Below are 15,846 nucleotides of genomic sequence, written 5' to 3' on the forward strand. Positions count from 1 at the left end.
GGTCAGACCCGCGCACCATGTCGCCACCAGCGAAGATCTTCGGGTTGCTGGTCTGGTGCTTGTACTGGCCTTGTTCCGGGGCTACAACGCGGCCTTGGCTCTCGGTCTGGATCTCGAACTGCTCGAACCACGGCGCCGGGCTTGGGCGGAAGCCAAAGGCGATGACCACGGCGTCGGCCGGGATGATCTCTTCGGAGCCCGGGATCGGCTCGGGGCTGCGACGGCCACGGGCGTCCGGTTCGCCGAGACGGGTCTCGACCACCTTCACGCCTTCGACACGGTCTTCACCGACGATAGCGATCGGCTGGCGGTTGTAGAGGAACTTCACGCCCTCTTCCTTGGCGTTCTTCACCTCTTTGCGCGAGCCCGGCATGTTGGCTTCGTCACGACGATAGGCACAGGTCACCGACTTGGCGCCCTGGCGGATCGAGGTGCGGTTGCAGTCCATCGCGGTGTCACCACCGCCGAGCACCACGACCTTCTTGCCTTTCATGTCGACGAAATCTTCCGGCGACTTTTCGAAACCCAGGTTGCGGTTGACGTTGGCGATCAGGAAGTCCAACGCGTCATACACACCCGGCAAGTCCTCACCGGCAAACCCGCCCTTCATGTAGGTGTAGGTGCCCATGCCCATGAACACCGCATCGTATTCTTCGAGCAGTTGCTCCATGGTCACGTCTTTGCCGATCTCGGTGTTCAGGCGGAACTCGATGCCCATGCCGGTGAACACTTCACGACGGTTGCTCAGGACGGTTTTTTCCAGCTTGAACTCGGGGATGCCGAAGGTCAGCAGGCCGCCGATTTCCGGGTTCTTATCGAACACCACCGGGGTCACGCCGCCACGCACCAATACGTCGGCACAACCCAGGCCGGCAGGGCCGGCGCCGATGATGGCGACGCGCTTGCCGGTCGGCTTGACCTTGGACATGTCCGGGCGCCAGCCCATGGCGAACGCGGTGTCGGTGATGTACTTCTCCACCGAACCGATGGTCACCGCGCCGAAGCCGTCGTTGAGGGTGCACGCACCCTCACACAGACGGTCCTGCGGGCACACCCGGCCGCACACTTCCGGCAGGGTATTGGTCTGGTGCGACAGCTCGGCGGCGGCGAGGATGTTGCCCTCGGCCACCAGCTTCAGCCAGTTGGGAATGAAGTTGTGCACCGGGCACTTCCATTCGCAATACGGGTTACCGCAACCCAGGCAGCGGTGGGCCTGGTCGGCCGAGTGCTGGGGTTTGAACGGTTCGTAGATTTCCACGAACTCTTTCTTGCGTTGACGCAACAGTTTCTTCTTCGGATCTTTGCGCCCGACATCGATGAACTGGAAGTCGTTATTCAGACGTTCAGCCATGTTAAAACCTCATCAAACTCTTCAGGCGCATATCACTGCGGGTTGGCACGGATGCTGGAAAGCAACGATTTCAGGTTGGCAGCCTTGGGCTTGACCAGCCAGAAACGACGCAGGTAATCATCGAGGTTCTCGGCGAGGTTACGACCCCATTCGCTGCCGGTCTCCTCGACGTACTCGTCCAGCACGTGCTGCAAGTGGTTCCGGTAGGACTCCATGGCTTCACCGCTGATCCGCTGGATCTCGACCAACTCGTGGTTGACCTTGTCGACGAAGGTGTTGTCCTGGTCGAGCACATAGGCGAAACCGCCGGTCATGCCCGAACCGAAGTTGTAACCGGTCTTGCCCAGTACCGCGACAAAGCCCCCGGTCATGTACTCGCAGCAGTGATCCCCGGTGCCTTCCACCACGGTGTGGGCACCGGAGTTACGCACGGCGAAACGCTCACCGGCCGTACCGGCAGCGAACAGCTTGCCACCGGTGGCGCCGTACAAGCAGGTGTTGCCGATGATGGCACTGTCCTGGGTCTTGTAAACGCTGCCTTTAGGCGGAACGATCACCAGCTTGCCGCCGGTCATGCCCTTGCCCACGTAGTCGTTGGCGTCGCCTTCCAGGTACATGTGCAGGCCACCGGCGTTCCATACGCCGAAGCTCTGGCCCGCAGTGCCCTTGAAGCGGAAGGTGATCGGTGCTTTCGCCATGCCCTGGTTGCCGTGCTTGCGCGCGATTTCGCCGGAGATGCGGGCGCCGATGGAGCGGTCGCAGTTGCAGATGTCCAAAGCGAATTCGCCACCGCTGGCGTCATTGATCGACGAAGCGGCCATCCCGACCATCTTCTCGGCCAGCAGGCCTTTGTCGAACGGCGGGTTACGGTCGACACCACAAAACTGCGGTTTGTCAGCCGGGATGTGATCACTCCCGAGCAACGGCGTCAGGTCCAGATGGTGTTGCTTGGCGGTCTGGCCTTCGAGGATTTCCAGCAGGTCGGTACGACCGATCAGCTCCTCCAGCGAACGCACGCCCAGCTTGGCCAACCACTCACGGGTTTCTTCGGCGACGTAGGTGAAGAAGTTCACCACCATGTCGACGGTGCCGATGTAATGATCCTTGCGCAGCTTCTCGTTCTGAGTCGCGACGCCGGTGGCGCAGTTGTTCAGGTGGCAGATACGCAGGTATTTGCAGCCCAGGGCGATCATAGGCGCAGTACCGAAGCCGAAGCTTTCGGCGCCAAGAATCGCGGCCTTGATCACGTCGAGGCCGGTTTTCAGGCCGCCGTCGGTTTGCACACGGACCTTGCCGCGCAGGTCGTTGCCGCGCAGGGTCTGGTGGGTTTCAGCCAGACCGAGTTCCCACGGTGCGCCGGCGTACTTGATCGAAGTCAGCGGCGAAGCGCCGGTGCCGCCATCGTAGCCGGAGATAGTGATCAGGTCGGCATAGGCCTTGGCCACGCCAGCGGCGATGGTGCCCACGCCAGCTTCTGCTACCAGTTTCACCGAGACCAGGGCCTGCGGGTTGACTTGTTTCAAGTCGAAAATCAGCTGCGACAAGTCTTCGATCGAGTAGATGTCGTGGTGCGGTGGTGGCGAGATCAGAGTCACGCCCGGCACTGCATAACGCAGCTTGGCGATCAAACCGTTGACCTTACCGCCAGGCAGCTGGCCGCCTTCACCGGGTTTGGCACCCTGGGCGACCTTGATCTGCAGCACTTCGGCGTTGACCAGGTATTCCGGGGTCACACCGAAACGGCCGGTGGCGACCTGCTTGATTTTCGAGCTCTTGATGGTGCCGTAGCGCGCCGGGTCTTCGCCGCCTTCGCCGGAGTTGGAACGCGCACCCAGGCGGTTCATGGCTTCGGCCAAGGCTTCGTGGGCCTCAGGCGACAAGGCGCCCAGGGAGATACCGGCGGAGTCGAAGCGCTTGAGGATCGACTCCAGCGGCTCGACTTCGCTGATGTCCATCGGCGTGTCCAGGGTCTTCACCTTGAACAGGTCGCGGATCATCGACACCGGGCGGTTATCCACCAGGCTCGTGTATTCCTTGAACTTGGCGTAGTCGCCCTGCTGCACGGCGGCTTGCAGGGTGTTCACCACGTCCGGGTTGTACGCGTGGTATTCGCCACCGTGCACGAACTTGAGCAGGCCGCCTTGCTGGATCGGCTTGCGCGCGCTCCAGGCTTCAGCGGCCAGGGCTTTCTGCTCGGCTTCGATGTCGACGAAACGCGCGCCCTTGATGCGGCTTGGCACGCCACGGAAGCTCAGGTCGCAGACTTCTTCGGACAGGCCGATGGCTTCGAACAGTTGCGCACCACGGTAGGACGTGACGGTGGAGATGCCCATCTTCGATAGGATCTTCAGCAACCCCTTGGTGATGCCCTTACGGTAGTTCTTGAACACCTCATAGAGGTCGCCCAGCACTTCACCGGTACGGATCAGGTCGCCCAGTACTTCATAGGCCAGGAACGGATACACCGCCGAGGCGCCGAAACCGATCAGCACCGCGAAGTGGTGCGGGTCACGGGCGGTGGCGGTTTCCACGAGGATGTTGGAGTCGCAGCGCAGGCCCTTTTCGGTCAACCGGTGGTGCACCGCGCCAGTCGCCAGCGAGGCATGGATCGGCAGCTTGCCTGGAGCAATGTGGCGGTCGGTCAACACGATCTGGGTACGACCGGCGCGCACGGCTTCTTCGGCCTGGTCGGCGACATTGCGTACCGCGGCTTCAAGGCCGAGGCTCTCGTCGTAGTTCAGGTCGATGATCTGGCGGTCGAAGCCTGGGCGGTCCAGGGTCATCAGCGAGCGCCACTTGGCCGGGGACACTACCGGCGAGCTGAGGATTACGCGGGAGGCATGCTCCGGCGATTCCTGGAAGATGTTGCGCTCGGCACCGAGGCACACCTCCAACGACATCACGATGGCTTCGCGCAGCGGGTCGATCGGTGGGTTGGTCACCTGGGCGAACTGCTGGCGGAAGTAGTCGTACGGCGTGCGCACGCGCTGGGACAGCACGGCCATCGGCGTGTCGTCGCCCATGGAGCCGACGGCCTCGTAGCCTTGCTCGCCGAGCGGACGCAGTACCTGGTCGCGCTCTTCGAACGTGACCTGGTACATCTTCATGTATTGCTTGAGCTGGTCAACGTCATAGAAAGCCGAACCGTGGTCGTTGTCTTCCATGGTCGCCTGGATGCGCAGGGCATTCTTGCGCAGCCATTGCTTGTACGGATGACGAGACTTCAAGCGGTTGTCGATCGCGTCGGTGTCGAGGATCTGCCCGGTTTCGGTGTCCACGGCCAGGATCTGCCCAGGGCCTACGCGGCCTTTGGCGATGACGTCTTCGGGCTTGTAGTCCCACACGCCGATTTCCGACGCCAGAGTGATGAAACCATTGGTGGTGGTGACCCAACGCGCCGGGCGCAGGCCGTTGCGGTCGAGCAGGCACACCGCATAGCGGCCGTCGGTCATGACCACGCCGGCCGGGCCGTCCCACGGTTCCATGTGCATCGAGTTGTACTCGTAGAACGCACGCAGGTCCGGGTCCATGGTTTCGACGTTCTGCCACGCAGGCGGAATGATCATGCGCACGCCACGGAAGAGGTCGATGCCGCCGGTGACCATCAGCTCGAGCATGTTGTCCATGCTCGAGGAGTCGGAACCTACGCGGTTGACCAGCGGGCCGAGTTCTTCCAGGTCCATCAGGTCGTTGGCGAACTTGGTACGACGAGCCACGGCCCAGTTGCGGTTGCCGGTAATGGTGTTGATCTCGCCGTTGTGGGCGAGGAAGCGGAATGGCTGGGCCAACGGCCATTTCGGCAGGGTGTTGGTGGAGAAGCGCTGGTGGAACACGCAGATTGCGGTTTGCAGGCGCTCATCGCTCAGGTCTGGATAGAAGGCGGTGAGGTCCGCCGGCATCATCAGGCCTTTATAGATGATGGTCTTGTGAGAAAAGCTACAGATGTAGTGGTCGGTGTCGGCGGCGTTGGATACCGACGAGCGACGACGGGAGGTGAACAGCTTGATCGCCATGTCCTGGTCGCTCAGGCCGTCGCCTGCGATGAACACTTGTTCGATCTGCGGCAGGCGCTCCAAGGCCAGGCGGCCGAGCACGCTGGTGTCGATTGGCACTTTGCGCCAGCCAACGAGTTGCAGGCCGGCAGCCAGGATCTCGCGGTTCATGTTCTCACGAGCGGCTTCGGCTTTGACCGGGTCCTGGTTGAAGAACACCATGCCCACGGCATATTGCTTGGGCAGGTCGACTGCAAATTGCTCTTTTGCGACAGCGCGCAGGAACTGGTCGGGCTTTTGAATCAGCAAGCCACAACCGTCACCGGTCTTGCCGTCGGCGTTGATCCCACCGCGGTGGGTCATGCAGGTCAGGGCCTCGATGGCCGTTTGCAAAAGGGTATGACTGGGCTGGCCCTGCATGTGGGCTATCAGGCCGAAACCGCAGTTATCCTTGAATTCATCGGGTTGGTACAGACCTGCTTTCATAGACACTTTCTCACCAGGCTGCCTCTTATATCGAGGCAAATTTCTTTTCAATTCAACCGGTTACCTTCCACGCCGAACGTACGCCGGCTTAGCGGGGGCAAAAGGGAGGTCATTGTACACACCGACACAGACGCTCACAAATTTAGCGACGAAATGTCGCAAATCTATGTCGCATTTATGAAAGGTTTAAAGCGATATGCTGTGCTAGTCAAAACTTTTTTAATTCTGACCGCATCGACTCAAAAGCTACTGTGACGCAGACACCACAAAGCGCGCGGTCCTTGGGGGACTGCACGCACTTGCGGTTATTTTTTGAGGTGCCGGGAGGGCGGCCTGGGTAAGGCCGCCGGATCTTCAGCGAGTTGCTGCCAGTTCTTGTTGAACGCTGGCAACAGTGCGAGGCCAAGGTTTACCAGCCTGAACCTTCGCTGGCAAGGTTTTGATCGCAGAATCGGCTGCTGCACGGCTGGAGAAGCTGCCGTAGGTAATCACGTAGAGAGGCTTGCCGTTGAGCACTTTCTTGAAATAACGGTACTCGCCGCCCTGCTCTTTCACGAACGCCTGGGCGTTGGCTTCGGAACTGGTACCCAGGATCTGCACGACGAAATGACCAGCTGGCTGGCTGGTGTACCAGCTACTACCAGCGGCGGCTGGAGCGGCCTTGGCAACGGTGGCAGCTGGCTTTTCAACCGGCTTGGCGACAGGTGCAGGCTTGGCGACTGGAGCCGGTGCCACAGGCTTTGCCACAGGGGCTGGCTTGGCGGTGGCAACGGTCGGTGCCGGGATCGGCTTGGCAACCGCAGCCGGCTGACCCGCTGGTACGCCTGCAGGCGGCGCAGTGGTGGTCACGGTCGGTGGTGTGGCGCTGGAGCCTTCCACCGGCACGCCATCGTCGCCTTCGGAGATGCCACCGGCCTCTTCGGCGAGCGGGCCGCGCATGACAGGCTGGCCGACCATCGGCAGGTTGGTCGGTTGGCCGGAGTTGGCAAATTCGACGTTCGGCGTGGGTTTGCCCAATGGCAACTGCGCCTGTTCGGTCGGCGCGCCGGCAGTGGTAGGCGCTTTGCTGCGACCCGGGATCAACCAGGCGGCGGCTACAGCAACCACGACAACCGCGGAAATAGCCAATACGTGCTTCTTAGGCATAGTGAACCCCATCTTTGGACGCTTCACCGCAGAGCGGCTGGCAATCATGGCTTCGATCATTGCATCGCGGGCAACCTGGTTGATGGTGCCAGGCCAGCCGTCGGAGCTTTCGTGAATATCAGAGATCTGCTGGGCGGAGAAAAGTTCGATACCCGCCCCTGCGCCTTCCAGGCGCTGAGCCAGGTATTCGCGGGTTTCTTCTTCTTCGTACGGCTGCAATTCGATGACGTGGAACAGTTCCTGGTCGCCACTGATCTGCTCCAGATCGGCGATCATCGACGACTCACCGAACAGGAATACGTGCGGGCGACCTTCCGGCGTGCCCGCCGCCAGCGCCAGCAGCGCTTCCAGGGCAGATTCGTCGAGCTGCTCGGCGTCATCCACCAGCAGGTAGACTTCCTGGCCCGTCAGCCCCAGCTGCACCACTTGCTTGAGAATCGCGTTCGGCTCGGCGGTGGAGACGTCCAGCGCCTGGGCCACTTGGCGCAGCACGCCCGCCGCATCACCGGCACCACGGGCCGACACAACCACGCTCTGCACCGATTGCTTGTTGGTGCTGGCCACCAGTGCCTGGCGCAGCAAGGTCTTGCCGCTGCCCAGCGGGCCGGTCACCACCAGCAACAGCTGGCTGTACCGCGCCAGGTGATGCAGTTGGCCGAGTACCGGCTTGCGCTGCGCCGGGAAGAATTTGAAGCCAGGCACCCGCGGAGCAAATGGGTCGTGGCTGAGCTGGAAATGGCCGAGGAACGCCTCGTCGGCATGCAAACTAGTCATCGGGATCTTATTAACCTTTAAGCTGGGCCAGGGCGCGGTAATCCGCTCCCAGCGTGGCCTGTAAAATCTCTTTCGGATAATCGTCGGTCACTACCGCTTCGCCCATGTGGCGCAGCAGTACCAGTCGCAGTCGACCGTCGATCACTTTCTTGTCTATTGCCATATGTTCGAGGAAATCCGCCTCGGTCATCTCCTCAGGCGGAATGACCGGCAAACCCGCACGCTGGAACAGGCGGATGCCACGATCACGCTCCTGGGCAGTGATCCAGCCCAAGCGTTGTGACATTTCTAACGCCATCACCGTGCCAGCAGCTACGGCCTCCCCGTGCAACCACACACCATAGCCCATGTGCGTTTCGATCGCATGGCCGAAGGTGTGACCCAGGTTCAAGGTGGCCCGCACGCCGGACTCCCGTTCGTCGGCATTCACCACCAACGCCTTGGCGGCGCAGGAGCGGGATATCGCTTCGGTCAATGCCGCTTGATCAAGATTGCGCAGTGCATCGACGTGCTCTTCCAGCCAGGTCAGGAATGGCTCGTCGCAGATCAGCCCGTACTTGATGACTTCCGCCAGACCGGCGGACAGTTCACGCGGCGGCAGGGTGTTCAGCGTGGCAGTGTCGATCAGCACGGCATTCGGCTGATAGAACGCGCCGACCATGTTCTTGCCCAGCGGATGGTTGATTCCGGTCTTGCCACCCACCGACGAGTCGACCTGGGACAGCAAGGTGGTCGGTACCTGGATAAAGTCCACGCCGCGCTGGTAGCAAGCGGCTGCAAAGCCGGCCATGTCCCCGATGACACCGCCGCCCAGGGCGATAACGGTGGTACGGCGGTCATGACGCGCAGTGAGCAGGCCATCAAAGATCAGTTGCAGGGTTTCCCAGTTCTTGTGGGCTTCGCCGTCAGGCAAGATCACAGAGATCACCGAGTAAGCCGCCAGGCTGCGGCTCAGACGCTCAAGATACAGTGGCGCGACCGTTTCATTGGAGATGATCGCCACTTGCCGCCCGGCAATATGCGGTGCGAGCAATTCGGGCTGGTCCAACAAACCTTCGCCGATGTGGATCGGGTAGCTGCGCTCGCCTAGATCGACCTTAAGTGTCTGCATGTGTCCCCGCGTTGAGATGTATTGACGACCGGTAACGTCAAGATCTGACGTCGCCTGATGGCTCTACGCCACACTCCGTAGGAAAATGGCGCGCCGCCGAGAATAGCGCATTTCGGGCCTGGCTTTAACGGGGTGGCAGCTGTTGCAGGCGCTCAAGAATGTCGAGAACTACCATCCGGGGTGGCCGTTCATCGGTTTCCACCACCAGATCAGCGATTTCCCGGTAGAGCGGATCGCGCAGCGCCAACAGATCCCGCAGGGTCTTTGCCGGGTCGGCGGTGCGCAGTAATGGGCGATTGCGGTCACGGGCAGTGCGGCCAACCTGCTGCTCCACTGAGGCATGCAGATAGACCACCCGACCACCGGCATGCAGCGCCCGACGGTTCTCATCGCGCATCACTGCGCCACCGCCGGTGGCCAATACCACGCCGTCGCAGCCGCATAGCTCGGCAATCATCGCCTGCTCGCGGTCGCGAAAGCCCAGTTCGCCTTCCTTATCGAAGATCCATGGGATATTGGCGCCCGTGCGCAATTCAATTTCCTTGTCGGAATCTTTGAACGGCAGGCGCAGCTCTTTGGCCAGCAAACGGCCGATGGTGCTTTTTCCAGCGCCCATCGGTCCTACAAGAATCAAATTTCGCACAGAATCAACGACTCACAGCAATCGCCTGGTTATTCATAATACGCGGAGTCAGGAATACCAGCAGCTCGGATTTTTTCTCCGCCAGCACATCGCGCCGGAAAAGTCGGCCAAGATACGGCACATCGCCCAAAAATGGCACTTTATCTACCACTTTGCTTTGGGTATTGGAGAAAACCCCACCGATAACAATGGTCTCGCCATCCTTGACCAGCACCTTGGCATTCACCTCGTTTTTCTTGATCGGTGGCACGTCGTTGAGTTTGTTCAGGTAGTCAGGCTCATCCTTGGTGACTTTGACCTCCATGATGACCCGGTCGTCGGGAGTGATTTGCGGGGTCACTTCCAGGGATAACGAAGCCTCCTTGAACGACACCGATGTAGCGCCACTGGAACTGGATTCCTGATAGGGGATCTCGGTGCCTTTGAGGATGCGCGCGGTTTCTTTGTCGGCGGTGACCACTTTGGGTTGCGAGACGATTTCACCGTTGCCGGTTTTTTCCATGGCAGTCAGTTCAAGATCCAGCAACAGATTGTCGCTGATATAGGCGATGCCCAGGCCTGACGTGCCCGTCAGTGAACCCAAGTCGACAAAGGGTGAGCTGGGCGGGTTTTCCGGTAGCTCCGCGCCTTCAGGCAGCGGTTTGCGAATACCGCCAGCGCTCCAATTACCCCGGTTCAGCCCACCACCCCAACGCACGCCCAGGCTTTTGTCGTAATCGACATTGGCCTCGACGATGCGCGCCTCGATCATCACCTGCCGCACAGGAATGTCCAGTTGCGCCACGATTCGCCGCAGTTCCTCCAGCCGCTCCCCAGTCTGATAGGCGATGATGTTGTTGGTGCGGTCGTCCACCGCTACCGAGCCGCGCTCATCGGTGGTGCCTTCAAGCCCGTTGACGGATTGGAACAACTTGGCCAGGTCCGCCGCCTTGGCGTAGTTGACCTGCAACAACTCCCGACGCAAGGGCGCCAGCTCGGCCATCTGCTTGCGCGACTCCAACGTCAGCAACTCGCGAGCAGCCAATTCGTCGGCTGGGGCGACCAGCAATACACCGGCTTTGAGCCGCTTATCCAAGCCTTTGGTGTGCAGCACCAAGTCCAGCGCCTGATCCCAGGGTACGTCCTTGAGCCGCAAGGTAATCGAACCCTGCACCTCATCGCTGGCGACTAGGTTGAGGCCCGCGATATCAGCGATTTGCTGCAACACTGCGCGCAGCTCGATGTTCTGGAAATTCAGATTCAGCTTTTCGCCGGAGTACGCCCCCGCCACCACGCCATCAGGAGGCGGCAGCTGGATCAGGTCCAGGCGATTGGGCACAGCAGCAGCCATCGGTGCCGTGAACGCTATCCATAGCGCCACACCGAAGGACGAGAAAGTCCTTTTCATTGATTGATTCCGTTATGAGTTGACGTTCAGCTTCAGGGTTCGCGGGCGCTCCAGCCATGCACCCTGTTCATCGGGGAACAGCTCGACCAGTTCGATGTGGCCGTCATGAATAGCGTTGACCCGGCCATGATTCGGCCCCAGGTAGTCGCCTACCGCCAGCCGATAGACCTCTGATGCCGCACGCAGCAAGGCAAAGACCTGCCCACCGCGGGACAATGTGCCGACCATTTCGAACTGATCGGTAGCCAGACCTTCCAGCTTCCCCCTGATACGGGTGGGATCAGGCGCAAGCGCCGGCCTGCCAAGTACCCGTTCAACCTGCAAAGCAAATGGCTGGAACGGATCACGCCGGGATGATGAGTCGTCGGCAAAGCGCGCCCCAGGGTCGATTGCCTGCCCGCGAGGCGAGTCGCGGCGATAGGTTTTAGCCAACAGATTGAGATGCAGCAAGGCGCCATCCGGTCGAAGCGCAACATCATGCACAGTCACGATCCTCGACAGCCCGCCCAAGGCCGCCACAAACATCGCAAGGTCGTGGTAAACCCCACTAGCCCCTATCTGCACGGGTTGTTCAATGAGAAACGACCGCGGCTGCTCATCCAAGACCGTGATGCCCTCCACCACCAGCCCATTGGCCGCCGCCAGACGAGTAATGTCCTCAAGAAACGCAGGCACCTCGGACTGGCCGGAAATACGCCCTAACAGCCCCGCAGCTTGCTGCTCCATCACCCCGAACTGGCGGGTACGCGCTTCAAGGCTGGCAGCCACATCAGCTCTTTGCGCAAGCTGTTGTTGCAGTGCCACTTCCCGAGCTTCAACTACGTGCAATCGCTCCCGCGACGGGCTCAGGTACCAGGCTTCTCCCACCACCATCATCAGGCAGGCCAACGCGCAGGCGAGCAGAACCTTGCCAGGCCAGGGCCATGTTGCAGCGTTGTAGGTGAGTGCGGAAAAGTCGAGCCTGGGCAGGCTCATGGTTGCGCCTCGGTGGATTCCCCCTGACGCACCATCAACTGGAACTCATTGTCGCCGCTCCCAGCGTCCGTACGCACACGCTGGAGCCGCGTTGCGTGGGTGCCCTGCGAGGCTTCAAGGCGGCGCATCAACCGGGCGATGTCCTCGCTGGTTTCAGCACTGCCGCTGACGCTGACGGTATCGCCTTCCGCCAGCACCTCGTGCAGCCGGACGCCATCAGGCACTGCGCGCGCCAACTGATCAAACAACTGGGCACTGGTAGAACGGGTGTCATGCAGGTCCTGCACAACCTTCATGCGCTCTGCCAACTGCTGGCTTCGCTCCTGCAGGTCGTCGATGGTCTTGATGCGCGAATCCTGGACGGCGACTTCCTTGCCCAAGTGATGATTACGCGCCACTTGCCGGTCTATCGCCTGATCGATCACCTGATCAGCCAGCCACACCGCAGCGAGTGCCACACCGGCGAACGCCAGGAGCAGCATCAGGAAATATTTGCGCCGCCGTTGCACCAGCGCCTCGCGCCAAGGCAAAAGATTGATTCGTGTCATCCAGCGAAACTCCTCAGGGCCAACCCGCAAGCCACTCCCATCTCCTGGGCATCCACCGCCCATTGTGCGCCATCGACTCGATGACCCGGCGTGAAGCTGGCAAAATCCTGACGGCTCGCGCGCTCCAATGCAAACCCCTCGATGTCCACCACCTGCGGGACAAGCCCGGCAAGGGCCAAAACCGCGGCGCGGGCCTCGACCTGTTCCTTGAGGCAGGCGGCCAATAATACTTCGACCCTGCGCGGGTCCTGAATCGAAGGGCCGCGGACTTGAAAGTCGATGGCCACATCATCCAATGGATAGGGAATGTACTGGTCGGCCTCCATCTGGATCATCCAGACCATCTCCTCATCGCTGAGCCCCGCGTCCATTTCGATCACCCGCGTGATGACCGAGGGCCCAACCACGGCCACCGCTGCCTGGCGAGCCGATGTACGCAACCGTGCGTGCGCTTGACGCAGCGCCTGCCCTATCCCCTCGACATCCAGCAATGTGCCATCGACCACGGCATGGGATGACAGCCCCTGCGTGGCATAACCCTCGACGGTATACCCAGTGGCCGAACGGCCCAGTTCGATCAGCTTGATACCGGCCTCATGAATATCGACACCCAGAACGCTGTCGGTTTTTCGCCTGAAAAATCCTTTTCTCATAAAACTCCCTAAAACTTTACCTGTCATACCGCCTGATTGCCGCCGGCCGTCGTGCATTCGGTCGACTTGTTTGAGTGGCGCGAATGACGCCCCAAGCCGAAAATGCTTTAATGCCCAGCGTTTTTTCCCGCTTTTTATCTGCAGCTCGGGTCGATCCATCGCTTGCCATGCATGCCCCGACGCGTAACCCATTCTTTTCTCTGGAAATCCAAAAGCCTTGATTCGTCTGCTGAAGTTTTTCGGGTACTCCATTGTCGCGATTGTCTGCGGGCTGCTGCTCGTACTCAGCGGTGCCTACCTCTACCTTAGTCCGGGTTTGCCCTCCGTAGAGGCGCTCAGAAGTATCCAGTTGCAGATTCCTTTGCGGGTCTACAGCAGCGATGAAAAACTGATCGCGGAGTTCGGCGAAATGCGCCGCACACCGATCCGTTTCGCCGATATTCCACCCAATTTCATCAGTGCGCTGTTGTCCGCCGAAGACGATAATTTCGCCAACCACTACGGTGTCGACCCCAGCAGCCTGGTGCGTGCAGCCACACAATTGGTAAAAAGCGGGCACATCCAGTCAGGCGGCAGCACCATCACCATGCAAGTGGCGAAGAACTTCTTCCTCACCAGCGAACGCAGCTTTTCGCGCAAGGCCACCGAGATCCTCCTGGCCTTGCAAATCGAGCGTCAGCTGACCAAGGACGAGATCCTTGAGCTGTACGTGAACAAGATCTACCTGGGCAACCGCGCCTACGGGATCGAGGCGGCGTCCCAGGTCTACTACGGCAAGTCGATTCGTGATGCCAGCCTCGCGCAGATGGCCATGATTGCCGGCCTGCCGAAGGCCCCGTCGCGCTTCAACCCGCTGGCCAACCCGGCGCGCAGCAAAGAGCGCCGCGACTGGATCCTGGGCCGCATGTACAAGCTGGGCAAGATCGACCAGGCCGCCTACGAAAGTGCCGTGGCCGAGCCGCTGAACGCCAGCTATCACGTGCCGACGCCGGAAGTGAATGCGCCATACATCGCCGAAATGGCCCGCGCCGAGATGGTCGGTCGCTATGGCAGCGACGCCTATACCGAAGGTTTCCGTGTCACCACGACGGTTCCGAGCAACTTGCAGGAAATTGCCAACCACTCGGTGCACGAGGGCCTGATTACTTATGACCAGCGTCACGGCTACCGTGGCCCCGAGTCACGCCTGCCCGGCAAGACCCTGAGTGCCTGGACTGCAGAGCTGGGCAAGCAGCGCTCGATCAGTGGCCTGGAACCGGCCATCGTCACCCAGGTGAAGAAAGATGGCGTGCAAGTGCTGACTCGCACCGGCGAAGCGCACGTGGCTTGGGACAGCATGAAATGGGCACGCCCGTTCCTGAACACCAACAGCATGGGCCCGATGCCCAAGCAGCCGTCGGACGTGGCGCAGGTGGGTGACTTGATCCGCGTGCAGCGCCAGAAGGATGACAGTCTCAAATTCAGCCAAGTGCCGGTGGCACAGGGCGCCCTGGTCTCCCTCGACCCGCAGAACGGTGCGATCCGTGCCTTGGTCGGCGGCTTTGCCTTCGAGCAGAGCAACTACAACCGCGCCATCCAGGCCAAGCGCCAGCCGGGCTCGAGCTTCAAGCCATTCATCTACAGCGCCGCGCTGGACAATGGCTACACCGCCGCAAGCCTGGTCAACGACGCACCGATCGTGTTCGTCGATGAGTACCTGGACAAGGTCTGGCGCCCGAAGAACGACACCAATACGTTCCTCGGCCCGATCCGCGTGCGCGAAGCGTTGTACAAGTCGCGCAACCTCGTATCGATTCGCCTGCTGCAAGCGATGGGCGTCGGCAAGACTATCGACTACATCACGCGCTTTGGCTTCAACAAGTCGGACCTGCCGCCAAACCTGTCCCTGGCCCTGGGCACCGCCACCCTCACGCCAATGGAGATCGCCACTGGCTGGAGCACCTTTGCCAACGGCGGCTACAAGATCACGCCGTACCTGATCGACAAGGTCGAAAGCCGCAATGGCGAAACCCTGTTCACCGCCAACCCACCACGGGTGCCGGGTGATGTGGTCAACGGCGTAGCCGCCCCTGACGGCATCGCTGCACCGGGCAATGGTGGCATCACTGTCGAGCCAACCCCAGGCACAGCGCCCGTCGCCAGCACCACCGCACCGACCGAACCTCAAGCGCCTGCCGTTGCACCGCGCGTAGTGGATGGCCGTACCACTTACATCCTCAACAGCATCCTTGAGGACGTGATCAAGAAGGGCACCGGCCGCCGCGCATTGGCCCTGGGCCGTGCGGATATCGCGGGCAAGACCGGTACCACCAACGAGTCCAAGGACGCCTGGTTCTCCGGCTATAACGCCGACTACGTGACCACCGTGTGGACCGGCTACGACCAGCCGGAAAGCCTGGGCCGCCGCGAGTTCGGCGGCACCGTCGCGCTGCCGATCTGGATGAGCTACATGGGCGCGGCCTTGAAAGACAAGCCACTGCACACCCAGCCGGAACCGGAAGGCATCCTGAGCCTGCGGATCGACCCGGTCAGTGGCCGCGCGGCCTCGCCTAGCACGCCGAATGCTTACTTCGAACTGTTCAAGAGCGAAGACACGCCGCCGTCGGTCAACGAGCTGGGCAATGGCGTTGCACCGGGCAGCCCGCTGCCGGCAGATGAAGGGGCGCCGATCGACCTGTTCTGACCCTGTAGTGAGCGGGCTTGCCCCGCGCTGGGTGGCGAAGCCGCCCCAATCCAGGCATCGAGTTTCTCCAGTTAGAACGAAGTGTCAGTTTTTGGGG

General features: G+C 61.0%; 9 protein-coding genes and 1 pseudogene. 1 reads left to right on the plus strand and 9 read right to left on the minus strand.

The genetic code is table 11. The annotated features are described in order from the left end of the window. The 9 genes and pseudogenes from ACRESD_RS05790 to pilM all read right to left on the minus strand — a co-directional run. Positions 1–1,351: FAD-dependent oxidoreductase (locus ACRESD_RS05790; RefSeq protein ID WP_431750052.1), on the minus strand; the 1,351-nt coding region annotated here is incomplete at its 3' end. 32 nt (positions 1,352–1,383) lie between these two features. Next, positions 1,384–5,829, minus strand: coding sequence for a glutamate synthase large subunit (gene gltB / locus ACRESD_RS05795; RefSeq protein WP_431750053.1), 4,446 nt, complete (start codon positions 5,827–5,829; stop codon positions 1,384–1,386). 354 nt (positions 5,830–6,183) lie between these two features. Next, positions 6,184–7,749: an SPOR domain-containing protein gene (locus ACRESD_RS05800; RefSeq protein ID WP_431750054.1), complete on the minus strand. Its 1,566-nt coding sequence runs from the start codon at positions 7,747–7,749 to the stop codon at positions 6,184–6,186. A 10-nt stretch (positions 7,750–7,759) separates the two neighbouring features. Beyond that, positions 7,760–8,860 (minus strand): 3-dehydroquinate synthase, encoded by a 1,101-nt coding sequence (gene aroB / locus ACRESD_RS05805; RefSeq protein ID WP_431750055.1) that lies wholly within the window; start codon positions 8,858–8,860, stop codon positions 7,760–7,762. A 124-nt stretch (positions 8,861–8,984) separates the two neighbouring features. Then, complete coding sequence (gene aroK / locus ACRESD_RS05810) at positions 8,985–9,503, minus strand: shikimate kinase AroK (protein WP_071482666.1); 519 nt, start codon at positions 9,501–9,503, stop codon at positions 8,985–8,987. A gap of 4 nt (positions 9,504–9,507) precedes the next feature. Continuing rightward, a pseudogene (locus ACRESD_RS05815) lies at positions 9,508–10,764 on the minus strand (type IV pilus secretin PilQ); the annotation flags it as partial. A gap of 138 nt (positions 10,765–10,902) precedes the next feature. Next, the gene (locus tag ACRESD_RS05820) at positions 10,903–11,865 is read right to left on the minus strand and encodes a pilus assembly protein PilP (RefSeq protein ID WP_431750056.1); all 963 of its coding nucleotides are present in this window, start codon (positions 11,863–11,865) and stop codon (positions 10,903–10,905) included. Continuing rightward, a complete protein-coding gene (locus ACRESD_RS05825; RefSeq protein ID WP_431750057.1) occupies positions 11,862–12,413 on the minus strand; it encodes a PilN domain-containing protein in 552 nt (183 codons plus the stop codon). The genes ACRESD_RS05820 and ACRESD_RS05825 overlap by 4 nt, the downstream gene beginning before the upstream one ends. Further along, a complete protein-coding gene (gene pilM, locus ACRESD_RS05830) occupies positions 12,410–13,066 on the minus strand; it encodes a type IV pilus assembly protein PilM (protein ID WP_431750058.1) in 657 nt (218 codons plus the stop codon). The genes ACRESD_RS05825 and pilM overlap by 4 nt, the downstream gene beginning before the upstream one ends. Before the next feature lie 220 nt (positions 13,067–13,286). On the opposite strand from pilM, the gene ACRESD_RS05835 reads away from it, so the two are divergent. After that, positions 13,287–15,749: a penicillin-binding protein 1A gene (locus ACRESD_RS05835; protein WP_431750059.1), complete on the plus strand. Its 2,463-nt coding sequence runs from the start codon at positions 13,287–13,289 to the stop codon at positions 15,747–15,749. Positions 15,750–15,846 lie beyond the last annotated feature (97 nt).

The sequence above is a fragment of the Pseudomonas sp. genome, assembly GCF_050739995.1.
GTDB lineage: Bacteria > Pseudomonadota > Gammaproteobacteria > Pseudomonadales > Pseudomonadaceae > Aquipseudomonas.

Coding starts and splice junctions, on each gene's coding strand:
- gltB (WP_431750053.1), bottom strand. CDS start 5,829: ATGAAAGCAGGTCTGTACCAACCCGATGAATTCAAGGATAACTGCGGT.
- ACRESD_RS05800 (WP_431750054.1), bottom strand. CDS start 7,749: ATGACTAGTTTGCATGCCGACGAGGCGTTCCTCGGCCATTTCCAGCTC.
- aroB (WP_431750055.1), bottom strand. CDS start 8,860: ATGCAGACACTTAAGGTCGATCTAGGCGAGCGCAGCTACCCGATCCAC.
- ACRESD_RS05820 (WP_431750056.1), bottom strand. CDS start 11,865: ATGAGCCTGCCCAGGCTCGACTTTTCCGCACTCACCTACAACGCTGCA.
- ACRESD_RS05825 (WP_431750057.1), bottom strand. CDS start 12,413: ATGACACGAATCAATCTTTTGCCTTGGCGCGAGGCGCTGGTGCAACGG.
- pilM (WP_431750058.1), bottom strand. CDS start 13,066: ATGAGAAAAGGATTTTTCAGGCGAAAAACCGACAGCGTTCTGGGTGTC.